Annotated in this window: 25 protein-coding genes and 4 pseudogenes; 14 read left to right on the forward strand and 15 right to left on the reverse strand. The window is 54.9% G+C overall.

Features of this window, described 5'->3' with window-relative positions; translation table 11 throughout:
* Window position 1 precedes the first annotated feature (1 nt).
* Window positions 2–2,359 carry a penicillin-binding protein 1C gene (gene pbpC, locus ACMV8I_RS15500; RefSeq protein ID WP_498866108.1) on the forward strand — a complete coding sequence of 786 codons (2,358 nt, stop codon included), beginning with the start codon at window positions 2–4 and terminating at the stop codon, window positions 2,357–2,359.
* 83 nt (window positions 2,360–2,442) lie between these two features.
* Here the strand turns inward: pbpC and ACMV8I_RS15505 are convergent, their stop codons facing one another.
* The 6 genes from ACMV8I_RS15505 to ACMV8I_RS15530 are packed head-to-tail and all read right to left on the reverse strand — an operon-like array spanning window position 2,443 to window position 8,893.
* Window positions 2,443–3,213: an ABC transporter ATP-binding protein gene (locus ACMV8I_RS15505; protein ID WP_498866133.1), complete on the reverse strand. Its 771-nt coding sequence runs from the start codon at window positions 3,211–3,213 to the stop codon at window positions 2,443–2,445.
* A 25-nt stretch (window positions 3,214–3,238) separates the two neighbouring features.
* Window positions 3,239–4,105 carry an ABC transporter ATP-binding protein gene (locus tag ACMV8I_RS15510; RefSeq protein WP_498866109.1) on the reverse strand — a complete coding sequence of 289 codons (867 nt, stop codon included), beginning with the start codon at window positions 4,103–4,105 and terminating at the stop codon, window positions 3,239–3,241.
* Window positions 4,077–4,982, reverse strand: coding sequence for an ABC transporter permease (locus ACMV8I_RS15515; protein WP_498866110.1), 906 nt, complete (start codon window positions 4,980–4,982; stop codon window positions 4,077–4,079). Before ACMV8I_RS15515 ends, ACMV8I_RS15510 begins: the two co-directional genes overlap by 29 nt.
* Window positions 4,979–6,031 carry an ABC transporter permease gene (locus tag ACMV8I_RS15520; protein ID WP_498866111.1) on the reverse strand — a complete coding sequence of 351 codons (1,053 nt, stop codon included), beginning with the start codon at window positions 6,029–6,031 and terminating at the stop codon, window positions 4,979–4,981. The genes ACMV8I_RS15515 and ACMV8I_RS15520 overlap by 4 nt, the downstream gene beginning before the upstream one ends.
* The gene (locus ACMV8I_RS15525; RefSeq protein WP_498866112.1) at window positions 6,028–7,686 is read right to left on the reverse strand and encodes an ABC transporter substrate-binding protein; all 1,659 of its coding nucleotides are present in this window, start codon (window positions 7,684–7,686) and stop codon (window positions 6,028–6,030) included. The genes ACMV8I_RS15520 and ACMV8I_RS15525 overlap by 4 nt, the downstream gene beginning before the upstream one ends.
* Window positions 7,687–7,738: 52 nt before the next feature.
* Window positions 7,739–8,893, reverse strand: coding sequence for a mandelate racemase family protein (locus ACMV8I_RS15530; protein WP_498866113.1), 1,155 nt, complete (start codon window positions 8,891–8,893; stop codon window positions 7,739–7,741).
* A gap of 425 nt (window positions 8,894–9,318) precedes the next feature.
* Here ACMV8I_RS15530 and exoX point away from each other — a divergent pair, with 425 nt between their 5' ends.
* Window positions 9,319–9,981 (forward strand): exodeoxyribonuclease X, encoded by a 663-nt coding sequence (gene exoX, locus ACMV8I_RS15535; protein WP_498866114.1) that lies wholly within the window; start codon window positions 9,319–9,321, stop codon window positions 9,979–9,981.
* Between the two features lie 9 nt (window positions 9,982–9,990).
* On the opposite strand, the gene ACMV8I_RS15540 is transcribed toward exoX, so the two are convergent.
* Window positions 9,991–10,929: a LysR family transcriptional regulator gene (locus ACMV8I_RS15540; protein ID WP_498866115.1), complete on the reverse strand. Its 939-nt coding sequence runs from the start codon at window positions 10,927–10,929 to the stop codon at window positions 9,991–9,993.
* A gap of 135 nt (window positions 10,930–11,064) precedes the next feature.
* Here ACMV8I_RS15540 and ACMV8I_RS15545 point away from each other — a divergent pair, with 135 nt between their 5' ends.
* From ACMV8I_RS15545 to ACMV8I_RS15585, 9 genes and pseudogenes are all read left to right on the forward strand, one after another.
* On the forward strand, window positions 11,065–12,471 hold the full coding sequence (locus ACMV8I_RS15545) for an MFS transporter (RefSeq protein ID WP_498866116.1): 1,407 nt from the start codon (window positions 11,065–11,067) through the stop codon (window positions 12,469–12,471).
* Window positions 12,472–12,601: 130 nt separating this feature from the next.
* Window positions 12,602–13,513 (forward strand): homocysteine S-methyltransferase family protein, encoded by a 912-nt coding sequence (locus ACMV8I_RS15550; RefSeq protein WP_498866117.1) that lies wholly within the window; start codon window positions 12,602–12,604, stop codon window positions 13,511–13,513.
* Window positions 13,514–13,564: 51 nt separating this feature from the next.
* Window positions 13,565–15,106 carry an ABC transporter substrate-binding protein gene (locus tag ACMV8I_RS15555; RefSeq protein ID WP_498866134.1) on the forward strand — a complete coding sequence of 514 codons (1,542 nt, stop codon included), beginning with the start codon at window positions 13,565–13,567 and terminating at the stop codon, window positions 15,104–15,106.
* A gap of 91 nt (window positions 15,107–15,197) precedes the next feature.
* Window positions 15,198–16,136 (forward strand): ABC transporter permease, encoded by a 939-nt coding sequence (locus ACMV8I_RS15560; protein ID WP_498866135.1) that lies wholly within the window; start codon window positions 15,198–15,200, stop codon window positions 16,134–16,136.
* An 18-nt stretch (window positions 16,137–16,154) separates the two neighbouring features.
* Complete coding sequence (locus tag ACMV8I_RS15565) at window positions 16,155–16,979, forward strand: ABC transporter permease (protein WP_498866118.1); 825 nt, start codon at window positions 16,155–16,157, stop codon at window positions 16,977–16,979.
* On the forward strand, window positions 16,976–18,580 hold the full coding sequence (locus ACMV8I_RS15570) for an ABC transporter ATP-binding protein (RefSeq protein WP_498866119.1): 1,605 nt from the start codon (window positions 16,976–16,978) through the stop codon (window positions 18,578–18,580). The genes ACMV8I_RS15565 and ACMV8I_RS15570 overlap by 4 nt, the downstream gene beginning before the upstream one ends.
* A 16-nt stretch (window positions 18,581–18,596) precedes the next feature.
* Window positions 18,597–19,240 (forward strand): annotated as a pseudogene (locus ACMV8I_RS15575) (hypothetical protein).
* A gap of 113 nt (window positions 19,241–19,353) precedes the next feature.
* Complete coding sequence (locus tag ACMV8I_RS15580) at window positions 19,354–19,623, forward strand: hypothetical protein (RefSeq protein WP_498866120.1); 270 nt, start codon at window positions 19,354–19,356, stop codon at window positions 19,621–19,623.
* A gap of 46 nt (window positions 19,624–19,669) precedes the next feature.
* A pseudogene (locus ACMV8I_RS15585) lies at window positions 19,670–19,906 on the forward strand (IS3 family transposase); the annotation flags it as partial.
* Window positions 19,907–20,172: 266 nt separating this feature from the next.
* Here the strand turns inward: ACMV8I_RS15585 and ACMV8I_RS15590 are convergent.
* Window positions 20,173–20,312 (reverse strand): annotated as a pseudogene (locus tag ACMV8I_RS15590) (damage-inducible protein J); the annotation flags it as partial.
* A gap of 366 nt (window positions 20,313–20,678) precedes the next feature.
* Between ACMV8I_RS15590 and ACMV8I_RS15595 the strand changes: the two are divergent.
* Entirely contained in the window at window positions 20,679–21,020 is a 342-nt protein-coding gene (locus tag ACMV8I_RS15595) for a hypothetical protein (RefSeq protein WP_498866121.1), read from the forward strand.
* Window positions 21,021–21,062: 42 nt separating this feature from the next.
* On the opposite strand, the gene ACMV8I_RS15600 is transcribed toward ACMV8I_RS15595, so the two are convergent.
* From ACMV8I_RS15600 to ACMV8I_RS15615, 4 genes are all read right to left on the reverse strand, one after another.
* On the reverse strand, window positions 21,063–21,497 hold the full coding sequence (locus tag ACMV8I_RS15600; RefSeq protein ID WP_498866122.1) for a hypothetical protein: 435 nt from the start codon (window positions 21,495–21,497) through the stop codon (window positions 21,063–21,065).
* A gap of 2 nt (window positions 21,498–21,499) precedes the next feature.
* Window positions 21,500–21,733 (reverse strand): hypothetical protein, encoded by a 234-nt coding sequence (locus tag ACMV8I_RS15605; RefSeq protein ID WP_498866123.1) that lies wholly within the window; start codon window positions 21,731–21,733, stop codon window positions 21,500–21,502.
* Between the two features lie 6 nt (window positions 21,734–21,739).
* Window positions 21,740–22,162, reverse strand: a complete 423-nt coding sequence (locus ACMV8I_RS15610; protein WP_498866124.1) for a hypothetical protein — start codon at window positions 22,160–22,162, stop codon at window positions 21,740–21,742.
* 61 nt (window positions 22,163–22,223) lie between these two features.
* Window positions 22,224–22,409 carry a VENN motif pre-toxin domain-containing protein gene (locus ACMV8I_RS15615; RefSeq protein ID WP_498866125.1) on the reverse strand — a complete coding sequence of 62 codons (186 nt, stop codon included), beginning with the start codon at window positions 22,407–22,409 and terminating at the stop codon, window positions 22,224–22,226.
* Between the two features lie 217 nt (window positions 22,410–22,626).
* On the opposite strand from ACMV8I_RS15615, the pseudogene ACMV8I_RS15620 reads away from it, so the two are divergent.
* Window positions 22,627–22,803: pseudogene (locus ACMV8I_RS15620) on the forward strand (SymE family type I addiction module toxin); the annotation flags it as partial.
* Window positions 22,804–22,813: 10 nt separating this feature from the next.
* Entirely contained in the window at window positions 22,814–23,158 is a 345-nt protein-coding gene (locus ACMV8I_RS15625; protein ID WP_498866126.1) for a hypothetical protein, read from the forward strand.
* Between the two features lie 38 nt (window positions 23,159–23,196).
* Here ACMV8I_RS15625 and ACMV8I_RS15630 read toward each other — a convergent pair whose 3' ends face one another.
* From ACMV8I_RS15630 to ACMV8I_RS15640, 3 genes are all read right to left on the reverse strand, one after another.
* Window positions 23,197–23,493, reverse strand: coding sequence for an immunity protein CdiI family protein (locus tag ACMV8I_RS15630; protein ID WP_498866127.1), 297 nt, complete (start codon window positions 23,491–23,493; stop codon window positions 23,197–23,199).
* A complete protein-coding gene (locus ACMV8I_RS15635) occupies window positions 23,490–25,337 on the reverse strand; it encodes a VENN motif pre-toxin domain-containing protein (RefSeq protein WP_498866136.1) in 1,848 nt (615 codons plus the stop codon). Before ACMV8I_RS15635 ends, ACMV8I_RS15630 begins: the two co-directional genes overlap by 4 nt.
* Before the next feature lie 85 nt (window positions 25,338–25,422).
* Window positions 25,423–25,705: immunity 8 family protein (locus ACMV8I_RS15640; RefSeq protein ID WP_498866128.1), on the reverse strand; the 283-nt coding region annotated here is incomplete at its 5' end.

The raw sequence follows: 25,705 nt of genomic DNA on the forward strand, positions 1-25,705 counted from the left end.
TATGCTGAACACAACGTCTTTTAAGCATCTCTTACAAAACGGCCTGATGGCCGTTTTTTTGCTGGCTCTGGTGGTGATCGGCTTTCGCCTGTGGCCGCATCCGCCGCTGTCACAAGGTCTGCCCCTGTCCAGCACTTACTACGACCGGCATGGCGTGTTGCTGCGGATTTCGCTGGCAAATGATGAGCGTTACCGAACCTGGACGCCGTTGGAACAGATTTCACCCCGGCTGATCAACGGCATCCAGTTGCACGAAGACAGCTGGTTTTATTATCATCCGGGCTTCAACCCGGTCAGCCTGCTACGCGGCTTCTGGCGCAGTTATATACGCGGTGCTAAGTTGCAGGGTGGCTCAACGCTGACCATGCAACTGGCGCGTATGCACTGGCATCTCAATACCCGCACGCCGTCGGGCAAGCTGTGGCAGATTATCCGCGCCGTGCAGCTTGAACTCAGTTATTCCAAACACGATATTCTTGAGGCCTACCTTAATTACACACCCTATGGCCGCAATATCGAAAGTATCGGTGCCGCCAGCCTGATCTATTTCGGCAAAGCACCGCAGGATCTGACGCTGCCGGAAGCGCTGACGCTGGCCGTATTACCGCAGTCACCCAGTTTTCGTATTGATACCCGTACCGGCGTACTGGGCAGTGTACTGAATCTGGCCCGCAACCGGCTGTTCGCCCGCTGGCAGCAACACTATTCGACCGACAGCAGCCAGATTGCGTTGTTTAAACTGCCGCTGAGCCTGCGCCAGCCGGAGCAGATGCCCTACATTGCGCCGCACTTTATCGAGCAAATCCGCCAGGACCACCCGCCTTTACAGCGCACCGACAATCGCGTCGATACCGAACTGGACGCCGGCCTGCAAAAGTTGGTGGAAAAACAGGTCGATGCTTTTATTACCCGCAACGCCAGCCGGGGCATTCACAATGCGGCGGTGCTGCTGGTGGATACGCGGGATATGGGCGTGCGGGCGCTGGTCGGCTCCGCCAATTATTACGACCGACATATTCAGGGCCAGGTGAACGGCACGCGCGCCAAGCGTTCGCCCGGCTCCACCCTCAAGCCGTTTATCTATGCGCTGGGATTGGAGCAGGGCGTGCTGCATCCGATGACCATTCTTAAAGATGTGCCTTCAACATTCGGAGCCTATGCGCCCGAGAACTTTGACCGGCGTTTCCTCGGGCCGGTGACCGCCACCGACGCGCTGAATTTTAGCCGCAATATCCCGGCGGTCTACGTGGCATCACGGCTGCGCAACCCGACGCTGTATCAGTTTATCCGCCTGTCAGGTGTCGCCAATATGGCCAGCGAAAATCACTACGGCCTGTCGCTGGTGCTTGGCGGCGGTGAAGTGACGGTGCAGGAGCTGGCCAGACTGTATGCCTTGCTGGCAAACCGTGGAGAACTCAAGCCCCTGCGCCTGCAAAAAAATGACCTGTCCTCCACGCCGGTACGCCTGCTGAGCGAAGAGGCCAGTTTTATCACCCTCGACATGCTACGACAGCACCGGCGGCCCGGCGACACTCTGGCCCAAAGGCCGACCTCGCTGCCGGTGTACTGGAAAACCGGCACGTCATGGGGATTTCGTGACGCCTGGACCGCCGGGATTTTCGGCCCTTATGTACTGATCGTGTGGGAGGGGAACTTCGATAATAAGGGCAACGGCGCATTTGTCGGTGCCGATGCCGCCGCGCCGTTGTTCTTCAATATTATCGACAGCGTGCAGGCCAACTACCCGACGCTAAGTGAACCCAAACATCGCTGGCCGAAACAGCTAAAACGGGTAGATATTTGCCTCGCCAGCGGTGACCTGCCCACGCCGTGGTGTCAGCAGGTCGGCAAAACATGGTTTATTCCGGGTAAATCTCCCATCAAAGTCGATACCATTTACCGCCCGGTGGTGATGGATATCCAGACCGGCGAAGTGGCCTGCCCGCCCTATGACGCAAAAACGACCCGCACCGACGTGTTTGAGTTCTGGCCTTCGGACTTAGCTAACGTGTTTGCTCAGGCCGGGCTGCCCAAACGTGCGCCGCCGGGCAGCGGACGCTGTAAAAATGACAGTTCAGCGGTCAGCGGTAACCCGCCGCGCATCACCTCGCCGCTGCGCAACACCACTTACACCTTGCGCCAGTCACAGCAGGGCCGTGACAGCATGGTGTTCAACGCCACTACCGATGCCGACAGCAAAACCCTGTACTGGTTTGTTGATGATATTTATCTCGGCAGCAGCGCCAGTAAAACGGCTATTCAGTGGCGACCGGAGAAAAACGGGCAATACCGTATCCGTGCGGTAGATGACCACGGACGCGGGGATTCCCGGGTCATTAAGATTGAAATTGTGGATTAAGGGCTGACGGTCTCGGTCAATATTTTGTGTCGTTCCTGGCTCTCTGACCAGAACGACACAACGATGGCGAGGCCAGGCTAGGCCTACAACATCACTTTCGCCGCCATTTCCCGGCTGTAATCCCGGCTGGCATCCACCAGTACGCGGGTGTAATCCTGCTGAATATCACCGCGCAGCAGCGCATCGGTTTCCAACGTTTCGAGAATTTTGCCATATTTCATCACCGCGACGCGCTGGCAAAGATGGGCGATGACGCCCAGATCGTGCGTAACCAACAGATAGGTCAGCCCTTCCTCTTTTTGCAGATCGAACAGCAAATTGAGGATTTCCGCCTGTACCGACACGTCCAGCGCGGAGGTCGGTTCGTCGAGCAGCAGCACACGCGGTTTGAGGATCAGCGCGCGGGCGATAGCCACACGCTGACGCTGTCCACCGGAGAGCTGATGCGGGTACCGGCTGCGAAATCCACGGTTCAGACCGACTTTCTCCAGAATGGTATTGATCCGTCGATCGCGCTGGTCGATGCGGTGAATTTGCAGCGGCTCCTCCAGAATATCGCCGATGGTGTGGCGCGGATGCAGCGAACCGTAGGGATCCTGAAACACCATCTGCACCAGACGGCAGCGTTCGCGGCCAATTTTGTGTTCGAGCTGCTGCCCGTCGATGTCCAGCTCGCCTTTCCAGTGAGTAAACAGCCCCGCCAGACATTTCAGCACCGTGGTTTTCCCCGAGCCTGATTCACCCACCAGCCCGAAAACCTCCCCCTCGCGCACCGCAATATTCACACCCGTCAGCACCTGCGTGGTTTTCATTCCCTCGCCAAACGTCAGGTTCAGGTTACGGACGTCGATCATAGTTTTTACTGACATTTCAGTATCCTTAATCGGTCAGCCAGTTGGCCTGACGTTGCATTACTGGCAGCGGATAACGGCGGTTATCCATGTCCGGCAGCGCATTCAGCAGGCCACGCGTATACGGATGCTGGGCGTTATCCAGATCGGTCGCGGCGATAGATTCCACCACCCGCCCGGCGTACATCACCAGCACCCGGTCGCAAAAACTGCGCACCAGATTGATGTCGTGACTGATGAAAATCAGCCCCAGACCGCGCGTTTTCACCAAATCGTCGAGCAGCGCCAGCACCTGCAAACGCACCGAGACGTCGAGTGCGGAAGTCGGCTCATCGGCGATGACCATTTCGGGATCGGTGATCAGCATCATAGCGATCATGATGCACTGCCCCTGCCCGCCGGAGATCTCATGCGGATACAGGCTGTACACCCGTTCCGGGTCGCGGATACGCACCACGTCGAGCATATTCAGCACTTTGCTTTTGGCCTCCTGATATGAACATGTGTGATGCGAACGCCAGGCTTCGGCGATCTGATCGCCAACGCGCAGCACTGGATTCAGCGAATATTTCGGATCCTGCATAATCATCGAGATACGCTTTCCGCGTACCTGCCGCATCTGCTTCGGCGTGGCGTTCAGCAAATCGACGTCACCGAACTGCATCCGTTCGGCGGTGATTTTTGCTTTCGCCGGATGCAGTTGCAACAAGGCGCGCCCGACGGTGGATTTCCCCGATCCGGACTCACCGACAATCGCCAGTTTTTCCCGCCCGAGCTGGAAGGACACGCCGCGAACCGCCTGCGTGACCTGACGGCCATTCACAAAGCTGACGTGCAGATCGCGCACGTCGAGTAACGCCGGAGCGTCAGTCATTTCGGGGATCGAGGATGTCACGTAAGCCATCTCCTAAAAAGTTGAACGCCAGGCTGTTAATCAGGATCGCCAAACCGGGAATGGTGGCCACCCACCAGCACTCCATCATGTAAGTACGGCCGCTGGAAATCATCGCGCCCCACTCCGGATCCGGCGGCTGTGCGCCAAGGCCCAGAAAGCCCAGCCCGGCGGCGGTCAGGATAATCCCGGCCATATTCATGGTGATACGGATAATGACTGACGGCAGGCACAACGGCACGATGTGACGCCACAGCACCCGCAGCGGAGAGGCACCCTGCAAACGCACCGCCGAGATGAAATCGGCCTGACGTAGCGAGAGGGTTTCGGCACGCGCCAGACGCGCAATCGGCGGCCAGGCGGTGAGCGTAATGGCGATCACCACGTGCTCCAGCCCCGGACCAAGGGCGGCGACAAACGCCAGCGCCAGCACCAGACTCGGAAAGGAGATAAAGATGTCGGTGACGCGCATCAGCACCATATCGGTTTTGCCGCCGAAATATCCGGCAGTAACACCGAGCAGCAAACCGAGCGGGCCGACGGTCACCGACACCAGCAGCACGATGTACAGCGTAATGCGCGAGCCGTAGACCAGACGGCTGAAGATGTCACGGCCAAACTCGTCGGTGCCGAACCAGTGCGCCGCCGACGGCGGGCTGAGCGCGTTATTTAAATCCTGCACCAGCGGATGGAATGGTGCGATCCACGGCGCGAACAGCGCCACAACCATCAGCATAAGCACAATCGCGCCACCGATGGCAGTCAGCGGATTACATGCCATCTGCCACAGAAAATGACCGACGCGGCCAAATGCCCGTTTCACGCGCTGGCGCTTTTCATCGCCCGCGCTGAGCGTCACAGAATCGAGGGAAATCGTCATACTTTTGTCCTCGGGTCAAAGACCTGATACAGCAGGTCAGAGAGCAGATTCAGCACCACAAAAATCATGCCGACCACCAACACGCAGCCCATCACCGCATTCATGTCGCCCAGCATCAGACTGCTGGTGAGATATGAACCGAAGCCCGGCCACGAGAAGACGGTTTCGATCAGTACCGCGCCTTCGAGTAGCGAGCCGTAGGCCAGCGCAACCACGGTCAACAGTTGAACCAGAATGTTGCGAAACGCGTGGTTCCACAGCACATCCCATTCGCTCAGTCCTTTAACGCGGGCGGTGATGATGAATTCCTGCGAGAGCTGCGCCAGCATAAAGCTGCGGGTCATACGGCTGATGTAGGCCAGCGAGTGGAAACCGAGCAGCGACGCAGGCAGGATCAGGTGATTAAATGCATTGCGGAACACCTCCCAGTTTCCGGCGATCAGCGAATCGATCAGCATAAAACCGCTGTGTCGCGGGACCTGTCCGTCGAGGCTGAAATCCAGACGCCCTGCGCCGCCGACCCAACCGAATTTGGCGTAAAACAGTAACAGTCCCATCATGCCGACCCAAAAAATTGGGGTGGAATATCCAGCCAGGCTGATAATACGCACCACGTAATCCGTGAAGCTGTTGCGCTTTGCCGCCGCCAGTACACCCAGCGGAATGCCGACGCCTGCACCGAGAATAATCGCCAACGTTGCCAGTTCCATGGTGGCCGGGAACACCCGCAAAATGTCCTGCGTCACCGGTTTGCCGGTCAGCAGCGCATTGCCGAAATCGCCGTGCGCCAGCCCGGAAAGGTAGATGCCGAACTGCGTCCACAGCGGTTTGTCAAAGCCCAACTGGTGATAGACCTGCTGATAGGTACTGTGGTCGGCGTCCGGTCCGACAATCGCCAGTACCGGATCGACCGGCATGACGCGGCCAATGAAAAACGTCAGCAGCAGCAGGCCGAACAGCGTGACAGCGACCTGCACCAGACGTTTGCCGATCCGTCCGGCCGGAATACGAGCCAGCAGATTTTGCTGGGCGAGAGTTTGCGTGGTCATAACCCTTTACCTCCGGTTGGCGGTACGGCTTGCTGGTTGTGGTCTTTGCTTTCTTCCTTAAAAACGTCACGCAGAAAGGTAGTGGCGGAAGGATGCGGCAGATAATTTTTGACCTCGTTACGCACCGCGATGGAGTCGACCATTTGTGAAAGCGGCACCAACGCCGGTATTAGCGCGTCGTAGCGTTCCTGAATGGCGAAGTAATCCTGTTTTTGCTTCTCCGGATCGCGCTCAAGCAGCGCCTGATCGATCTGCGTATTCAGCTGTTTGTCGTAAAATCCGGTGCGCCAGCCCTGAAAATTGGTCAGGCGCGCAGCGTCGCTGTTGTCCGGGTTATAAACCAGCGAACGCAGGCTGGAATGCGGGTGCGGTTCCATGCCACTGCCGCCGCGCCCGACCAGCATGTCGAATTTGCGTTCGCGCATCGCGCCGTAAATCTGGTTGCCGGTGCCGGTGACGATTTTGGCGCGGATGCCGGCCTGCATCAGCGTGGACTGCACCGCAATGGCAATGTTAAGGAAGGGTTGATCGGCCAGCACCCGCAGCGTGGTGTCAAAGCCGTCCGGGTAACCGGCTTCTGCCAGCAGGGATTTGGCGCGCGGGATATCCAGTGTGTAACCCGGATCCGGCAGCGTCGCGGGCATGCCATCCTGAATAGGCCGCTGATGTACAATGCCGTAGCCGGTCATTAGCGCTTTGCCGATACCCTGATAATCAATCAGATAGCGCACCGCCTCGCGCACTTTCGGATTGGCGAAGTGTGGCTCCTTCATGCTCATCGCCACGTAATAAATAGTGCCTTTTTTCACCGTATCGACGGTCATCGCCGGGTCGTGGCTCAGTGCATTGACGTCGGAAACCGCCATGTTATTGGCGATGTCCAGATCGCCTTTTTCAATCATCAGGCGCAGGGTTTGGGATTCCTGAAAATGGCGAAACACCACGCGGGAAAGACGCGATTCACCGCGCCAGTACTGCGGGTTACGGCTCATGTTCAGCACGTCTTTGGCCTGCCAACTGTCAAGGCGAAACGGCCCCGAACCGGCCTCGTTGGTGGTCAGCCAGCGGTTGCCCCAGTCGCCGTTCACCTCATGCGCCTGCACGGTTTTGCTGTCCAGCGCCACCACGCTGCCGAGCGCGGCGAGCGAGTAAATCACCAGCTGCGGGTCATTCGGTTTTGGTAGCTGAATTTCAACGGTATAAGGCGACGGCGCGCGCACCATTTCATCGACATTCTTTTTGCTGAAGCCGTAGGATTTCCACACCGACGCCTGCGCCAGATTCAGGTGCAGAATACGCCGCATCGACCACACGACATCGTCGGCGGAGAGCGGATTACCGGAGTGGAATTTCACGCCTTCGCGCAGATGGAATGTGATCAGATCCCCGGCACGGTTGACTTCCCATGAGGTTGCCAGCGCCGGGCGGACATGGGTCAGTTCCTGCGGATCCAACTCAATCAGCGGGTCGTAAAGATTGACCACAATACCGACGATATCGTTGCCGGTCATGGCGGCCGGATCGAGCGTCAACAGATTGTTCATGTTCATGCCGATAATCAGCTGATCGGGCGGCGTTTTTGCCTGCGCCGCCCCGCAGCTCACCGTAAGCAGAAGCGCGAGGATCCACGCCCTGAGGGGTGTGCCTGTGTTCATGATGTACCTTCCGGGTAGAGTCAGAGGTTTATTATTTTATTCTGCCCGCAGGTCAGTCTCGGCTGACGGTATGGGTTTCTATGTAGTCAAAATTGATGTCCTCTCCGAGGCCAGGGCGGTTAGAAAGATGAACAAAACCCTGCTCATCCATTGGGTCAACAATGCTGTTCATATAAGCAGCAGGTTCGTCATATTCAAGAAACGGATGTAGCAGGCCACGTTCGTACCAACGGCAGTTGCGGATCGCACCGACCACCGCCAGGCTGGCCGCGCCGTTGCCGTGAACTTCGCAGTCCATGCCGAACGCTTCCGCCAGACTGGCGACCTTCATGCACGGCGAGATGCCGCCGACGCCGTTAGCACCGGCGCGCAAAATGTCACAGGCTCCGGCTTTTACCCAATCCGCGCGGCTGTGGTGTTTGCCGCCCAGACTTTCCGGCCCGATCACATCGATCGACAGGTTTTCCGCCAGCCAGGCATAAGACGCCATGCTCTCTTCTTCCATCGGTTCCTCGAACCAGGCGAAGTTGAGTTTCTCCAGTGCTTTGCCGATGGTCAGCGCCTGGCTACGGCTATACCAGTGATAGCCGTCGAGCATCAGTTCAATGTCTGGCCCGACCGCTTCACGCACGGCAGCGCAAGCTTTGATGTCTATTTTCGGATCTGGCGCGAACGCCACCGGCGGCATCCATGTGTGCAGTTTGATAGCCTGATAGCCGCGCGCCACCAGCTTTTCGGCAAACTGACCAAACTCATCCGGCGTCGACAGCCCGCCCTTCAGCTCGTCACCGCACATGGTGCTGCCATACGCCGGGACTTTTTCGCGGAATCCGCCCAGCAGTTTGTGCACAGGCATGTTCAGCTTGCGGCCAATCAGATCCCACAGCGCCTGCTCAACGAACGACAGCGCGCGCTCGGTCAGTTGGTGCGCACTGCCGCGCTGCCAGTGAACCAGATCCTGCCAAAGCCGCTCGCGGTCGAAAGGATTCTGGCCAATCAAAACTTTTCGAAAGAATGCATTCACAACGTGCGGCCGCACCACTTCCGGCGGCGCGAACGAATACCCGCAATCGCCTTCGTCAGTGGTGATGGTCAGCATGGCCATTTTTGCCTGACTTTCTTCACCCGGGTGGGAATGACCCGCGCTGTCAGAGACACGGCGGGTCGGATAAGTAAAAACAGAGACATCAATAGAACTTATTTTCACAGCGATACCTGCCATTACTGAGAGAATTAATACCCGTCAGGGCGCTCCTGAATTGCGCGATCCGTCGTTTTTGTGAGCACACGCACACTTCATTGAAACGGCAACTCAACATTAATAAAATAGCGTTTCAATATAGAAGTTAGCGGCTTTATTTGCACATTTCCACGGCTAAAAGCCGAAAATTTTGCCTGATGTTTGGGCATCTGCACGGGAGAATGTGAGCATTTTCACGAAAGCAGGCCGAAGTGTGATCTGCACAAGAAATAGGCGGAGTGATTGTGTGGGCATAATCCAGGCATCTGCTTGTCAGGAGAGAGGCCGGTCGCCGTTATCACGCTGGTACTCCCCTGATTGAACTAACCGGCTAGATAAATTAGGATCTGGCTAACTATCTGACAAGCGTCCGGTGACCTCTGGAGTGAAATATGTTGCGTGTTATTGATACGGAAACCTGCGGATTGCAAGGTGGTGTAGTAGAAGTTGCCTCTGTCGATATTGTGGAGGGTAACATCGTCAACCCGATGAGTGATTTGGTGCGTCCCGATCGCCCTATCAGCCATCAGGCGATGGCCATCCACAACATCACTGAGGCGATGGTGGCCGACCAACCATGGATTGAAGAGGTGATCCCCCGTTACCACGGCAGCCCTTATTATGTTGCTCACAACGCCAGTTTCGACCAGCGTATGCTGCCGGAGATGCCGGGCGATTGGATTTGCACCGTCAAACTTGCGCGTCGCCTGTGGCCGGGGATCAAATACAGCAACATGGCGTTGTACAAATCCCTCAAGCTCAATGTGAAAACCCCTCCTGAGCTGCATCATCACCGGGCGCTTTTTGACTGCTATATCACCGCCGCATTACTTATCCGCATCATGGATGAGTCAGGCTGGACGTCAGAAGAGATGGTGGGCATTACCGGACGTCCCGCACTGGTCACCACAATGATGTTCGGCAAATACCGGGGTAAGAAAATTGAGGAAATCGCACAAGATGACCCAATGTATTTACGCTGGATGCTGAGAAACATCAAAGAGCTAACGCCCGATCTGCGTATGACGCTCAAACATTATCTGGAAGCTGAGTAGCGTTTATTCTTAATTTGCCTGACCAAATACCTTCTGCCGACAAACGCTCAGTACCAACTGACGCAGCCAGCGGTGTGCCGGATCCACTTCTGAGCGCGGGTGCCACATCTGGGATATGGTGATTTCGCGGGTTTTTACCGGCAGCTCGAAAACCCAGAGCCGGGCGGGAACGTCATCTCTTTTGACAACCATCTGACTGATGAGGAAAGATGCCGGGACTAACGCCACCAGATCAGAAGCCTGAGCGATAGCCAGCGCGGCAGAGAAACCGGGGACGACAGCGGCGATTTTGCGCGTTAAACCTGATTCCGCCAGCGCGTCATCCACCGGGCCGTGAGTGCTGGCACGGCGCGAAACGACAACATGCCCACAGGACGCGTAGTCAGCGGCGGTGATGACCGTTTTACCCTCAAGCGGATGGCCCTTTCTTACCACGCCAACAAAACGGTCCCTGAAGAGTGTCTGTATGCGGATCTCCGGCCCCATGCCGCCTAATACACCAATTTCGAGATCGACCCGCCCTTCCCGCAAATGTGTTGAACTTTTTTCAGGTTTGGGTGCAAAACGCAGGCACACTAAAGGTGCGGCCGCAGCCACTTCCGCGATCAGCGCTGCGCCAAACGCCAGCACAAAACCATCGTTGGAACGGAGGATAAATGTCCGCTCGAGCGTCGGTAAATTAAGCATCGACACAGAAGGCCGAAGTAAAGCGCGGGCTTCCAGTGCGGCACTCTGCGTGCGCTCACGGATATCTTCGGCATAAGGCGTCAATACCATATTTCTCCCCGCCCGCACCAGCAGCGGATCGCCAGTCGTTGTCCTCAGACGGCTCAGCGTCCGGCTCATGGCCGAGGGACTCAACCCTAAACGACGGGCAGCGCCCGCCACACTGCCTTCAGCAAGGAGGACGTCGAGCGCAATAAGTAAGTTCAGATCGGGTTCAGTCATACCGCAGTGTAACGCAGTCTGAAAATGGGGAGAAGGCGTTTGATGCAGGTATTAAGTGCAAATACTGCGTCTTCCGCCCTATGTCGCGCATGGCTATAGTGACGTAACTGAACAATATTAAGAGAGCATAAACAGATGGCATTATTTTCAGACCAGCCGGGTGACGAAGGGCTGCCGGGCCGCGAACGCGGCTTAGCGATGGCCGCCGTGATGACGATGACTACCATGGCGGTCTTCGACGGTTCGATGGTCAACATCGCCTTGCCGCAAATTGCGCGGACGCTGAACGTTTCCGCTGGTTCAACAGTCTGGGTGTCCAACGGCTATCTGCTGTCTGCGGCCATGACGCTGGCGATCTTTGCCGCGCTCGCCAGCAAGTTCGGTTTCCGTGCACTGTTTACTCTGGGCCTCAGCGTGTTCACGCTGGCATCGGTGGGCTGCGCGCTCTCCTCGTCGCTGGATATGCTGATCGCTATGCGTGTATTGCAGGGTATCGGCGGTGCAGCCACGCTGAGCATCGGCCCGGCGATCCTCAGATCGGTATTTCCCAACCGCCTGCTGGGCCGAATCCTGGGCCTGAATGCGCTAATGATTGGCACAAGTACCGCCGTTGCGCCGGTGCTTGGCGGGACAATTTTGTCGGCGATGAGCTGGCAGTGGTTGTTCGCGATTAATATTCCATTAGGGATTATTGCGCTGATTTTGACCTTGCGCGTGATCCCCAACAACCCCGCTTCGGGGCGTGAAGCGTTCGATTTTGCCGGCGCCGTACTGTCTGCTGTGCTGCTGGGAGCGTTAATCATGGCAGCAGACGCCTTTTCACATACGGGAACGGGCGATGTCGTCACCGCCTTGACCTACGGGCTGATTGCCGTGATTGCCGGCGTAGGCTTTATCTGGCGTCAGCGCCGCGCACCGAAACCGCTTCTGCCGCTTAACATGTTTGCTTCTTCCCGCTTTTCGCTGGCTGCGCTCACTTCACTGGCCTCCTTCGTTAGCCAGGGCATTACCTTCGTGGCACTCCCCTTCCTGTTTCAGAGCGTCTATGGCTACAGTGCATTCTATTCAGCGCTGCTTTTCACGCCGTGGCCGATCGGAATTATTCTGGCAGCGCCGCACGCCGGGCGCCTGGCAGACCGCTATCCGGCGGCCATCATTTCGACCATCGGATTAAGCGTATTTGCCCTCGGGCTGATACTGCTGGCGCAACTTCCAGAGCATCCTCAAGCCTGGGACATCGGCCTTCGCAGCCTGATATGCGGCATAGGATTTGGTTGTTTTCAAAGCCCGAACAACCGCGAAATGTTGTCGAACGCATCGCGTGAGAACAGTGGCTATGCTTCCGGCGTGCTGGCCATCATGCGCACCTTTGGCCAATGTCTGGGCACCGCGTTTGTCGGCGTGATTCTGTCAATATACGCCGCGAAAGGTGCGGTACAGGAAGGGCATGCCGTACAGTTAAGTCTGTGGGTGGCGGTGATAGCCACCTTGCTGGCGATGGCGATCAGCGTGAGTCGGTTGCGGAAGAAGAAAATACAATGAATGTTTTTTGCATGGTTTAGCCATTAAGAAATCTAGACATCTAAACGTTCGTTTTGTAAAGTGGTGTCATCTCACGGTTCCTGCCGATTTACATGTTGATTCGGATAAGAAAACACCAGGTGGCAACACAATGATCAATAACGTTAAAATACTCGATGGCGGCATGGGCCGTGAACTGGCCCGCATGGGCGCACCTTTCCGTCAGCCTGAGTGGTCAGCGCTGGCGCTGATGGAGTCGCCGGAGTTTGTCCGCGCCGCACATGACGCCTTTATCGCCGCAGGTTCTCAGGTGATCACCACCAACAGCTATGCCGTGGTGCCATTTCATATCAGCGAAGCGGTTTTTGCCGAGCGCGGCGCAGCGTTAATCGCACTGTCCGGTAAGCTTGCGCGTGAAGCGGCGGATGCCGCCCCCACGCAGGTCAGTGTCGCCGGTTCTCTTCCCCCGGTCCTGGGCTCTTATCGCCCGGATCTGTTCGAGCCCGCCGCGGCTAAAAAATTGCTGCACGTGCTGGTGAATAACCTGACAGACCACGTCGACATCTGGCTGGCAGAAACACAAAGTTCCGTTGCCGAAGTGGAAACCGTACGTGACGTACTGGGCGATGACCCGCGTCCACTGTGGTTCTCGTTTACTTTACAGGACCAACTCGATGAACAGGGTCTGCCGCTGCTGCGCTCAGGTGAATCCATTGCGCTGGCGGTCGACGCTGCGCTGCGCTTATCCGCCAGCGCCGTGCTGTTCAACTGTAGCCGCCCGGAAGTGATGGCCGCTGCGGTTCAGGCGGCCAGAGGCGCGTTGAAGACTCACCACTGTGCACTGGATATCGGTGTTTATGCCAACGCCTTCGAGCCTTCCGATAACCAACGCGGCGCAAACGAAGGTTTGAGTAAAATGCGTCAGGACACCGACCCTGCCGGCTATCTCGACTTCGCCAAAGCGTGGGTGGCACAGGGCGCAACCATGGTCGGTGGCTGCTGCGGCATCGGGCCGGAACACATTGCCGCGCTGAAACAGGCATTCACTAAAAAAAACGCATAACAACACCCGGCATTATCACCAAACCTTTAGGGCTGACAGGGGAAAAACATGATTGATCGTCGTTCATTTATTAAAAGTGCGGGGGCACTGTCCATCGCTGCGGCTACCCATTCTTCGTGGCTGGGCAAGGCTTTTGCCGCTGAAGCCGAAAAACCGAAGAAAGGCGGTCACTTAGTGGTAGGTGTCGATAACGCCTCCAGCACCGACCGTCTGGATCCGGCATTCTGGTTCGAAACCTACATGTACTTTGTCGGTTCGCAGATGTTTAACAACCTGGTAGAAATCGACGAAAACGCCAAACTTGCACCCTCGCTGGCCGAGTCCTGGGCATCGACCGACGGCAGTAAAACCTGGGTGCTGAAGATCCGTCAGGGTGTGCAGTTCCACGATGGCCGTTCGCTGGGTGCTAAAGACGTGGTGTATTCCCTGAATCACCACCGTGGCGAAAAATCCACCTCACCGGTGAAAGGTTATCTCGACACCGCCAGCTCGATTGAAGCCACCGGCGAACATGAAGTCACCATCAAATTGACGGCGCCGGATGTCGAATTCGTCTGGCTGCTCAGCGCGGTGCATTTCGCTATTACGGCTGAAAACGAAAACTTCGACAAAGGCATCGGCACCGGCGCATTTATTCTGGAAAAATTCCAGCCGGGTGTCACCACGCTGACTAAGCGCAACCCGAATTACTGGAACAGCGAACGCGGCCATGTCGACTCCGTCGAAACGCTGGCGATGAATGATTCGACCGCCCGCGTCGCGGCGCTGGTCAGCGGTTCAGCGCAGCTGATCAACCGTGTGAATCCGCGCATTGTCAGCCGCATCGAGCGTATGCCGAACCTGAAACTGGTGCGCGCCAAAGACAGCATGATTTACACCTTCCCGGGGCTGTCTAATCTGGCACCGTTCGACAACGTCGACGGCCGTCTGGCGCTGAAATACGCCATCGACCGCCAGCAAATTATTGATACCGTGCTCGGCGGTTACGCCAGCGTGGCAAACGACAATCCCATTTTCCCGTCGAACCGTTACTTTGCCAAAGACATCCCGCAGCGTCCGTATGATCCTGAAAAAGCACAGTTCCACTGGAAGAAATCTGGTTTCAGCGGTCCGCTGACGCTTAACGTTGCCGACGCGGGTTTCCCCGGTGCGGTCGATGCCGGCCAGCTTTATCAGCAATCAGCCGCCAAAGCCGGCATCAACCTCAATGTCGTACGTGTGCCGGACGATGCGTTCTGGAACGATATCTGGCAGAAGAAAGTGTTTGTGTCGTCGAACTGGGCCAATCGTCCAACTGCCGATGCACTGCTTTCTCTGGTCTTCACCAGCCAGTCTTCGTGGAACGAATCGGCGTGGCACGTTCCGGCCTTTGACGCGATGGTGAAAGCCGCGCGCGGTGAACCTGACGAAGCACGCCGCAAGCAGATTTATCACGATATTCAGGTAATGCTGGTTGATCAGGGCAGCGAGATCATCCCGCTGTATGCCGACGCACTCGACGGCTGTTCTTCAAAAATCAAAGGGTTCACCTCCGTTCCGGGTATGCCGCTGAGTGGCAACCGCGCAGCAGAGAAAGTCTGGATCGAAGGCTGAACCGGGTAAAATAATGTCAGATTTGTCTTCACAAAAAACGACACAACGGCCTGCGGGCCGTTTTTCGCAACGTCGCTCAGGCCTGCTGAGCATGGTACTGGTACGCCTGCTGTACGGCGTACTGATCGTACTCGCCGTTTCCGTGCTGATTTTCGCCGGTGTGCAACTGTTACCGGGCAACGCCGCGACGGCGATCCTTGGCCAGAGCGCCACGCCGGACGCTATCCGTGAACTGAATTTACAACTGGGACTGGACCAACCGGCGATCAGCCGTTATCTGAGCTGGCTATTTGGCATCCTCCACGGCGATTTTGGCACCAGTTTCTCTACGCGCGAAGCCATCAGCGGCCCGCTGTTTACGCGTCTGGAAAACACGCTGTTTCTGGCCGGATGTACTGCTGCCATCGCCGTGCCGCTGGCGTTGGCCATCGGCTTCATCTCGGTGCGCTATCACGGCAGTCTGATCGACACGCTGCTCAACGCCGTCACCCGCGCTACCGTCGCCCTGCCGGAATTCTTCTCCGGCTATCTGCTGATCCTGATTTTCGCTATTACGCTGGCGTGGGCACCAAGCAACAGCAGCATAACGACGGAGATGTCATTCAGCGCCAAACTTTCGGCTATTTCGCTGCCGTGCGCCACGCTGGTGCTGGCGATCCTCGGGCACATGAGCAACATGACCCGCGCCGCACTGATTGCCGCGCAAAGCTCCGCGTATGTCGATACCGCCCTGCTCAAGGGACTGTCGCCGTCGCGCATTTTGTGGCGTCACGTATTACCGAACGCGATAGGCCCGATCATTAACGTCGTGGCAATCAATCTGGCTTATCTGATGGTGGGTGTGGTGATTGTCGAGAACGTATTTGTCTATCCGGGGCTGGGGCAATACATGGTCGACAGTATCAGCAAACGTGATATTCCGGTGATGCAGGACTGCGCGCTGTTGCTGGCGGGGATTTATATCCTGCTGAATTTGCTGGCGGATGTGATGGCGCTGGTCGCCAATCCGCGTTTACGCCACAACCGCTAAATCTTAGGAATTGCTGCAATGCCTGCTTTGTCTTTACTAAAACCCGCTTCGATACTCGGCCTGCTGGTGCTGAGTTGCTTTATTCTTATCGCGATTTTTGCACCCTGGCTCGCGCCGCATGCGCCGGACCAGACGCTCGGCATGTCATGGGATTTACCGGGCCCGAACACCCTTCTTGGCACTGACAATCTCGGGCGCGATCTATTATCGCGTCTGATATGGGGCACCCGTATTTCCCTGGGAGTCACCGCACTGGCGGCGCTGGTAGCCTTTGCGGTCGGCTGTACGCTGGGTTTTATTGCCGGTCTGCGGGGCGGCTGGGTGGATCAGGTGATTTCCCGCTGTAACGATGTTGTGATGGCGATCCCGACGCTGATTCTGGCGCTGCTGGTACTGGCGGTGCTGCCGAAAACCATTCCGGTGCTGACATTGGTCCTCGGCCTGCTGGAGTCCACCCGCGTGCTGCGCGTGGCGCGTTCGCTGGCGGTGGATATCGGCGTGATGGAGTTTGTCGATGTGGCACGCCTGCGGGGCGAAAGCCTCGCCTGGATCCTCTGGCATGTGATTCTACCCAACGCCTTACAGACGCTGATCGCCGAATTCGGCCTGCGTTTTATCTTTATTCTGTTGTTCCTCTCGGCGCTCTCTTTCCTCGGTTTGGGCATTCAACCACCTACCGCAGACTGGGGCGGATTGGCGCGTGATAACAAAGACGGCATTCTGTTTGGCGTCTGGGCGGCATTGATTCCGGGCGGTGCTATTGCCGTGCTGGCGCTGGCGGTGAACGCCGTGGCGGACTGGCTGATGAGCGGGACTACGCGCGTCTGGGGGAGAAAAGCATGAGTGACACTTCCGTGCAAAATGATTTACTGACCGTCGCGCATCTGCGGGTGGTCTCGGACGGTAAACACCCGAGCACGCTGGTAGATGACGTCTCTTTTACTGTCAGACGTGGCGAAGTCCTCGGACTTATCGGCGAATCTGGTGCAGGCAAATCAACCATCGGGCTGGCGATCCTCGGCCATTGCCGTCAGGGGATGCATATTCAGTCCGGCAGTATTCGATTCAACGGACAGGAGCTGACGGAACTTTCAGAACGTCGTTTACGGCAAGTGCGCGGACGACATATTGCGTATGTCGCGCAGTCCGCCGGTGCGGCGTTTAACCCGGCTATCACGCTGGGTGAACAGGTGATTGAAGCCGCGCTTAAGCATAAGGTTTACGATCGCCAGCAGGCACAGGCTAAGGCAATTGAGCTGTTTGAGTTACTCGGTTTGCCGCAACCGCAGCAGTTTTATCAGCGCTATCCGCATCAGGTTTCCGGCGGGCAGTTACAGCGTGCGATGATTGCGATGGCAATGTGCGCTGGCCCCGAATTACTGATTTTCGATGAACCGACCACGGCTCTGGACGTCACCACCCAGCTGGGCGTACTGAAAGCGATTAGCGACGTGATCCGACTTTCCGGTGTGGCGGCGATTTACATCAGCCACGACTTAGCGGTCGTCGCACAGATCAGTGATCACATCATGGTGTTGCAGCAGGGTAAAACCGTTGAACAAGCCGCCACCGGGCAACTACTGGCTCAGCCACAGCAAGATTACACCCGCCGTTTATTGCATGCACAGGCCGAAAGCAAAACGCCGCAAACCGGTGAAGCACCGGTGGCGCTGCGCATCAGCAATGTCAGCGCCCGCTATCATGCTCAGCCGGTATTGCAGAACGTCTCGATGAACCTGCCGCGTGGCCGCACACTGGCAGTGATCGGTGAATCCGGTTCTGGAAAGTCGACGCTCGGTAAAGTCATCTGCGGTTTACTCAGCCCGGAGAGCGGTGAAGTGAGTCTGGATCAGCAGATACTGCCGGCCAGTTTGCGGCAGCGCAGCCGTCGCCAATTGCGCGATGTGCAGCTGATCCATCAGATCCCCGATACCGCACTCAATCCGAAAGAGCGTGTAGGCAGTCAGATCGACCGTGTACTGGCCTGCTTTTCTGACATGAACCGCAAAAAACGCGGATCCCGCGTCACCAAGCTGCTGGCACAGGTCGGGCTGCACGCCGAACTGGCAGAGCGCTTTCCGTCCGCGCTGTCAGGCGGCCAGAAGCAACGAGTTTGCATTGCACGGGCGCTGGCGGCGCAACCAAAACTGATTGTGTGTGACGAACCGACGTCGGCGCTCGACCCGTTAGTGGCGCGCGATGTACTGGCGTTGCTGCGCAAAATCCAACAGGATACTGGCATTTCGTATCTGTTTATCACCCACGATTTGCAGGTTGTCCGTGAAATTGCGGATGAAGTGGCCGTACTGAAAGAGGGCGTCATTGTGCGTCAGGGCCCGGTTGCTTCTACACTGATTGAACCGCTGGATGATTACACCCGCGAACTGCTGCGTTCGGTGCCGGAAATGCGCGTCGGCTGGCTACAAGAAACCCTGACGGCCTGATTAACAAGGACGAATAATGTTACGCAAAGCACACCTGTTTACCCTTCCCACACTGTTGGCCTCGGTGTTTCTGCTCACCGGCTGCCCGCCGCCTTATGAAAATACGCAGTGGCAACGCCCTTCGACTACGAAGGATGGTGTGCGCGCTGCGATGATCCAATGCGGTTATCAGTTCAAAACGGTGACCTACGAACGGACAATTTCACCGCGCTGCGCTTTCAGTGTATGCACAAGCAGGGGTTTACCTACAAAGGCGGCTTCGATTTTTGCGATGTCAGAACGCAGCTTCCGGCCTGCGTTGCACAAAGACGCGGACATCAGCTCAGCCTGAAAGAGCTTGAGGCCCTGCCGTTTGATGCGGATAAAGGCTTTTATGATATCAAACCGGAAACCGGGATGACTGAGTACGATCAGGTGACATGGCGGAGAAAAGGCGCTTCACAGCATTTCTCGCACGTGGTAGAAAACGAAAGAGAGGCGATACCGGTCATGCACGAATGCGGTTACCCGAATCCGCTGGGATCTACGCCTTTTTTACCGACCATCATGCGCGCCGCGCAGGTGCAAAAATGTATGCAAGACAAAGGGTTTGAACCTATAAGCAAACTGCAACTGGTCTGTACTGCTTATCCGCAAGTGACAGGATGTGCTAAATCCTAAATCATTCAAGTTGCAGGATTAATCGGCAGTAAGCCGATTTTGTAGCAATCATTCATCAATACGCAAACGCGCAATACTCATTTTTTGCGCATCTATTTAGGAGAATAATTTACATGCAAACTTACACATTTTTTGTTAAAGATAAAAATGTTCAAATTATTCCTAAAATCGAACTGACAGATTCAAAAAAAACCGAACTAAAAGAGCATGGTTTTAAGAAACATCATATAGAAGTTGAAGCAGCGAGTAAAAATGATGCTGCCATAAAGTTAAAAGATAACACAAACGAAAACCTTGAAGATTTAAGGCAATTCTCAGGGAATCATCTTTTTACAGCTTTGGTTATAATCATCTGCCTGGTATTAGCCTACATTCGCCGATGAAAATATCCCTGAGTCTTTGGAAAAAAAGTAAGCGACAAAGGTATCAGTATCCGGCTGGCTTATTGATTTAACGACACGGCATCGTAGCTGGAGATTTGGCCTGTGTTTCTTATTTCTGCGTAATGTTAAAGGCGTTTATTGGAACCATAAACGCGTCTAGCGGATTTATCGCGAACTCAAATTGAATTTGTGGATCGAGCCAAACCAAAGAATTGTTCACCTCACCCCCACTCCATTAGTTGTGCCTGTAGAGGCGAACCATACCTGGTCGATAGACTTGATGACGGCGCGCTCTGAGCGTCCACTGAACAACCGCACTCACAGGGAACTAACCTCTTCGGTGGCGGCTGCTTATCTTCCTGGATGTGTGCAGCACCCACAGGAAATGGATCTCGGAATTCTCAGTCACATACCCGATAATGAAAGGAAAGCGCGGAACCACTCTTTTACGCTGTCTTCTGTTCTCCCTGCTTTCGTGCCGACCGGGAGATTTTCTCTAACCATGCTGACGAACTTATCATCTGTGGCGTTGGCTATCAGCAGGCCAGTCTCCTGATATTGCCGTTCTTCTGCCGCCAATTTTTCCGCCCGCTGCCGCATGACTTCTGTCAGGCTCACTTCTGCCGCTCTGCTGCCTGCACCGCCAGGCGCTTGATTTCGTCATCTATCCTGAAGTGGATTGTGCTCATCCTGCCTCCCTCGCGTGGTGTCAATATGTTTGTTATTTCTGTGGTTATCAGCCTCCCGTTCTTGCCATAACGTTGGAGTTCGACCGCTACGCAGTAAAACCCGCCGGCGGTGTGCGGCTCCGGTTGTGTGCCGCCATGCAAAGTCGACAGCTCAGCGCCACGAATGAAAAGCGGTAATGGCAGCGGGAAAAACGCTGTTAGAATGAGCGCTGGAAAAAGCAGGGAGCGCGAGATGAAAAAGATGCGGAAAACGCTGGCATGGCTGCTGTGCCTGGTGATGCTCACCAGTGCGGTAGCGTGCATGGACAGCCGGTAAGAATGGCTGTCTTATCATCCGCACCGGGCTAAACTCGTAAGGAGAACCCTATGGATATGACTTTTACAATGCACCCCGTTCCAGAACTAATTTTATCCGGCAAATCACTGACTGATCACGGTTTTACTGTCGACAGACCGATTAAGCTTCTGCTCAGACAACAGGCGTTGTGGGTAACCACCGTGACCGATCAACAGGACTGGGATGCACTGTGCGAGGCCAGCCAGTACGATCAGGATCTTGGGGCCGACTGGGTACATGACGACGGCAGCCTGGTGATTGCGGGCGACTGGCTGACCCAGCTCGACATCAGCCGGGCGGAGGATGTGGATATAATATCGGCACCTCATCTGATCATCGTCAGGCGCAGAACGGCGGGGCTGAGTGCTTAAAAAGTAAGAACCCCGGCGTAGGCCGGGGTTGAACTCAAAAATTCAAATTAGAAAAAAATCATCTATATCGATAAAATACTGCCAATCTTGCTCATCAGTAAATAAAGATATTTCATGACCATCAACTTTTTTTCCAATATATATTTCCGGGAAGTTAGTACCACGAGCTGCAAATCTCAGACAATGACACGCACGATAATCAAACATCGCATCAACAATCTCATCATCTTCTATTTCCACATACTCATAAAATCGCTGTATTTTCTTAGCAAGCGATCCACTACTTGGCTCATTTATGGGTAAATCAGATGATTTAATTTCCTCCTCGTTATCTCTAAACCAATCAAGAAGTTCAGAGATATTTACCCTCCCACGAAAGAGGGAGATCAGAGAATCATCTTTTTTTACTGATAAATCAACCCACTGAGACCCATATTGTGATGTTTTTTCAATTAAACCTAAATACAATTTATTCATTACTATTTACCTTTAATCATTTTATTGTATTCAGACTTACTAATATCACCACGAGAAAGAAATTCGCGTAACACTTTAGGTGGTTCTTCAGTACCCAGTACAGGGTAGCCATGCCAGCCACCAACATTATCTGGCTGGAATTCATAAATCTTGCCATCACTAATGCCATAACGCTGTTTGCCTCCTTGAATAGAATTATTCAAAACCTCTTGAGCTTTAGAATCACTTAAATCCATTGGTGTTCACCAACCGCCTAGAGCATGTTTGGGGCTAGGAACATATTTACTATCTTCAGCCAGATCATCCAGATTCTGCTCCGCAACAGGCGTAGTCGTAGTATTCCCACCCACATCAGGCGCACCATCCGTATTACAGGTATTGCTTGCACCTTGTTCGCCCGACTGATCCGGTGTAACTAGCGTTATTCCCTTATTTTGATCCTGAGCCGGATTTTCCAGTTTACCGCCGGTCAGGTCGTCATTAACCGGCACGGTTTCCGTTTTACTGCCTGCTCCATCCGCATGTTGCTGATTCTGCGCCGCCACTATCGCCATCAGCACACAGCCAGGATTGGCTAAACAACTGGCATCCAGTCCCGACTTCACCGCTTTGGTCAGCGCCAGTGCCGCCTGCTCATTCGCGCCACCTTTACCCGCTTCGGCCATCGCCGCCGAGTTCAGTGTCTGCTACGCCAGCATTTGCGACACAGTGCCATAACTCACCATATTATTGCTGATTTCGTTCTGACCTGCCTGGCGCACCCGCCATCGCATCGGCTGAACTTCCGCCGGTCAGGCAGCCTGCCAGCCCTGCGGCAGCTGTGCCCAATGCAACCAACGTCTGTTTCTGGCTTTCGCTCAGTTCACTGACCGGCGTATCACCATACAACGCATTTTTTATCGCTTCGCCCATTAATGCCGTGGTGGCAGCGCCCGCCGCGCACGCTGTGACTGAGTTACCTTATGCCGCTGCCAGTACCCCGCTCAGGGAAAATACTGAGTTTTTATCTCAATGTTAAAGAGCAATGCCCACAAACTCAGCAGTATAAATACAACGCTGAAAGTTCGTAACGCATTGTTTTATAATTGTGATATCCGTCATGGCAGGTTCGGTTAAGTGTTTTGACTAGCCCCAAGCCCGTCGTTACACCGTCGGCTATAGCCCCAACGGCGGCAGGCCCAACCCCAGCCCGCAGCTGACGATTAAAGGTAAATGGCTGGAAGAACTCGGATTTACCACCGGTCAGCCGGTGAGTATCACAGCCGAGAAGGGTTGTTTGGTTATCAGAACCGGGCTGAACGCTTAAGGAGAAGCACATGAACATCACTTTTACCGCTCAGCCGTTTCCTGAGTTAACCCTCACCGGCAATTTACTGACGGATAACGGTTTTACTGTCGATACACCGATTAAGCTTCTGCTCAGACAACAGGCGCTGTGGGTAACCACCGTGACCGATGAACAGGAATGGCAGGCATTATGTGAGGCTAGCCAGTACGATCAAGACCTTGGGGCCGACTGGGTACACAACGATGGGAGGCTGGTTATTGGTGGCGACTGGCTGACCGAGATTGGCATTACTCAGGCCGGGCATGTGGATGTCGCCACCGCGCCGGGGATCATTATTATCCGGCGACGGGAGGGCGGAGTTTTTAGGGCTTAGAAGTAAGACCCCAACCGTAATAGTTGGGGTCTTATTACTTAATAATTAGAGTGATATGTGATTTTATAGGCGCTTCCTAATTCTATCTGAAGGCGTTCAGCTAATTTGTAACCATCATCAATAAACAGTTTTGCCTCTTCTTCACTTTTAAAACCAGACGACGCCGGATCATCCATATTGAGAAGGGCATCATATCGTTTAGCCCATTCCCCAAGGCTGTTTTTTAATTCCAAAGATATCGGTAATTCTTCGGGTGATAAATCCCCAAAATCTTCGAGGGTTGTTCCCCATAATGGATGACATTGATAATCAGCCATTAATTTTATTTCTTTCATTTTACCGAGCCTCGTAAGTTAGCTCCCACTATATATCCGTTATTTCCTACGGTAACAGCAATGTTGTATTTCTCACCATTTATCATAGTTTCGTAGATTGGACGGCCAGTACCAGTACCTTGATAACCAACTATTTTTCCATCAGTGACAGTTTTCATTATCACATCAGGAATGCGTGCCTCAGAAACGCCTATTTTTGCAAATTGGCTGCCATGCTCTTCTACAATATGCTGTAACCCTGAGCTAGAATTACCTTTCTCAAGGAAGATGATTTTCCCGCTATTGTCTTTTGCCGCACTAACAACATTTTCAGGTGTAAATTTAATACCTTGAGTTGCCATTTCTTTAAACAAAGATTTAGTAACTAAGCTATTTTTTGCTATCACAATAAGATCTTTACCCAACATCCCCAGCGAAGCTACCGCAGCCTGATTCTCTGGATCTGAGGCAAAAGCAGCGAACTTCGTCCATCCAGGGCTGTTTACGTCAATATTCGTCAGATCTTGAGCATTCCAGTACTGGACATAGGCTTTAGCCTGTTCATCGGTCATCACATCAGCACCGATGTTATCCAGCCAGGCTGGACGCTGCGCCATATCTATACCGCCCTGCGCCACTTCCTTATCAATAACCACAGCTTCCAGCGGGTTATCTTTCAGCTTGTCATCGGTTTCCGCGCTCTGCTTGTCGCTGACTTGCTTCCATTTGTCGATGACAGCCTGGCAGTCACCACCGGATTTGCGACAGTCCGACAGTTCTTTATCGAAGGCCAGCGCCTGTGTGGAACTCAGCGCATTATTCTCGGACGCATTCTTACCAGCCTGCGCACCCGCCACCGTATCTGCCGAGCTGTCTCCCGCCAACCCACCGGCAAGACCCGCCGCCAGCGTCGACAGCGCACTGATGGTCTGACGCTGCTCTTCGCTCAAATTCTCCCGATCAACCCCCGGATACATCTGCTGGGCAATATACTCGCCCGCCACCGCACCCGATGCTCCTGCCAACGCGCCGTTGCCGCTGATTTGGGCAACCACGGCACCCACCACGGCATGTGCCATCAGATTGGCTTCGGTATTGACGGTTTTACCGTCTTGACTGGTGGTCATATTGTGGATCACTTCAGCCAGATACGGCGCACTGGCTCCCGCCAACGCTTTCGCCATGTCGCCGCCCGCTAAGCCCTGAACCGCTGCCGTCGCGGCCTGTAATCCCTGCTGAATGGCGCTCCCCGTGCCCCATTTCTGCTGCGCTGTTTTATAACCTGCCGTTTCCGTCAGGGCTTTATCATAGGCCGCTCGCTCTTCCTTCGTCGCATCTTTACCCGGCTGCTGAACGCCGTGTTTCTCAAGCTCTGCCTTGCCAGCCTTCGTCGCCTCGATTTTCCCCTGCGTCCTGGCGATATCCATCGCCTGCGTCCCTATCTCGCCTATCAGTTGCGCTTCCTTCAGCCGGTTTTGCTCCTTCTCCTTATCAAATATCGGCGAAAGCGTCTGGTTGGCGTGTTCCACGTCGCGACTCAGTTCATCGACGTTCTGTGTCTGTTTATTCGGGTCGCGAATAATGAGGCTGCCGTCTGACACCGCCGACCTGGTGGTCGAGCTGTCGCTGCCGCTGCCGTTCACCCCAACCAGCAGGCTGTTGGCTACGTTGCCCACGAACTGCCCGCCGATGTTGCCGCCCGAGCTGATGCCCACGCTCTGGTGCTCAACCTCGTACTCGGCCCGGTTTTCGATATTGCTAAAGCCCAGCGTGCCGGTGTCGAGGCGGTTTTTGTCCGCCGCTGCCATGCTGCCGATAACCGAACTCGGCATCAGCCGGGCGGAGGATGTGGATATCATACCCACGCCGAATGTGATCATCGTCAGGCGCAGAACGGCGGGGTTGAGTGCTTAAAAGTAAGAACCCCGGCCAATGGCCGGGGTTTCTGTATCAAGGCTGGTAATCTTCATATTCCCAGGCAAAGACGCGGGAGAGCTTTTGCGCTATCTCCATCCAGTCATTGCCTTCGCACTGGTCGATATGATCTGTGATGGTCTTTGTTATCTCATCCAGATCATATTTACGCACCAGAAGCGTGTGGCGCATCAGTTCCGGTAACCAGTGGTGCTTGCAGAGCCATTCAGGAGTACAGATATAAACATCAAAATGATTTATTCCTTTTTCTCCTACTGGTCCTATACATAAATGAGCTAAAAATTGAAAACAATCATCC

Origin of the sequence: Ewingella sp. S1.OA.A_B6, from assembly GCF_049889095.1 — a bacterium.
Lineage (GTDB): Bacteria > Pseudomonadota > Gammaproteobacteria > Enterobacterales > Enterobacteriaceae > Ewingella.

What these genes read in the sequence shown, in the direction of transcription:
- pbpC (WP_498866108.1), top strand. Translation starts at nt 2, where the DNA reads ATGCTGAACACAACGTCTTTTAAGCATCTCTTACAAAACGGCCTGATG.
- ACMV8I_RS15505 (WP_498866133.1), bottom strand. Translation starts at nt 3,213, where the DNA reads ATGATCGACGTCCGTAACCTGAACCTGACGTTTGGCGAGGGAATGAAA.
- ACMV8I_RS15515 (WP_498866110.1), bottom strand. Translation starts at nt 4,982, where the DNA reads ATGACGATTTCCCTCGATTCTGTGACGCTCAGCGCGGGCGATGAAAAG.
- ACMV8I_RS15520 (WP_498866111.1), bottom strand. Translation starts at nt 6,031, where the DNA reads ATGACCACGCAAACTCTCGCCCAGCAAAATCTGCTGGCTCGTATTCCG.
- ACMV8I_RS15525 (WP_498866112.1), bottom strand. Translation starts at nt 7,686, where the DNA reads ATGAACACAGGCACACCCCTCAGGGCGTGGATCCTCGCGCTTCTGCTT.
- exoX (WP_498866114.1), top strand. Translation starts at nt 9,319, where the DNA reads ATGTTGCGTGTTATTGATACGGAAACCTGCGGATTGCAAGGTGGTGTA.
- ACMV8I_RS15540 (WP_498866115.1), bottom strand. Translation starts at nt 10,929, where the DNA reads ATGACTGAACCCGATCTGAACTTACTTATTGCGCTCGACGTCCTCCTT.
- ACMV8I_RS15545 (WP_498866116.1), top strand. Translation starts at nt 11,065, where the DNA reads ATGGCATTATTTTCAGACCAGCCGGGTGACGAAGGGCTGCCGGGCCGC.
- ACMV8I_RS15550 (WP_498866117.1), top strand. Translation starts at nt 12,602, where the DNA reads ATGATCAATAACGTTAAAATACTCGATGGCGGCATGGGCCGTGAACTG.
- ACMV8I_RS15560 (WP_498866135.1), top strand. Translation starts at nt 15,198, where the DNA reads ATGGTACTGGTACGCCTGCTGTACGGCGTACTGATCGTACTCGCCGTT.
- ACMV8I_RS15565 (WP_498866118.1), top strand. Translation starts at nt 16,155, where the DNA reads ATGCCTGCTTTGTCTTTACTAAAACCCGCTTCGATACTCGGCCTGCTG.
- ACMV8I_RS15570 (WP_498866119.1), top strand. Translation starts at nt 16,976, where the DNA reads ATGAGTGACACTTCCGTGCAAAATGATTTACTGACCGTCGCGCATCTG.
- ACMV8I_RS15580 (WP_498866120.1), top strand. Translation starts at nt 19,354, where the DNA reads ATGCAAACTTACACATTTTTTGTTAAAGATAAAAATGTTCAAATTATT.
- ACMV8I_RS15595 (WP_498866121.1), top strand. Translation starts at nt 20,679, where the DNA reads ATGGATATGACTTTTACAATGCACCCCGTTCCAGAACTAATTTTATCC.
- ACMV8I_RS15600 (WP_498866122.1), bottom strand. Translation starts at nt 21,497, where the DNA reads ATGAATAAATTGTATTTAGGTTTAATTGAAAAAACATCACAATATGGG.
- ACMV8I_RS15605 (WP_498866123.1), bottom strand. Translation starts at nt 21,733, where the DNA reads ATGGATTTAAGTGATTCTAAAGCTCAAGAGGTTTTGAATAATTCTATT.
- ACMV8I_RS15610 (WP_498866124.1), bottom strand. Translation starts at nt 22,162, where the DNA reads ATGGCCGAAGCGGGTAAAGGTGGCGCGAATGAGCAGGCGGCACTGGCG.
- ACMV8I_RS15615 (WP_498866125.1), bottom strand. Translation starts at nt 22,409, where the DNA reads ATGGGCGAAGCGATAAAAAATGCGTTGTATGGTGATACGCCGGTCAGT.
- ACMV8I_RS15625 (WP_498866126.1), top strand. Translation starts at nt 22,814, where the DNA reads ATGAACATCACTTTTACCGCTCAGCCGTTTCCTGAGTTAACCCTCACC.
- ACMV8I_RS15630 (WP_498866127.1), bottom strand. Translation starts at nt 23,493, where the DNA reads ATGAAAGAAATAAAATTAATGGCTGATTATCAATGTCATCCATTATGG.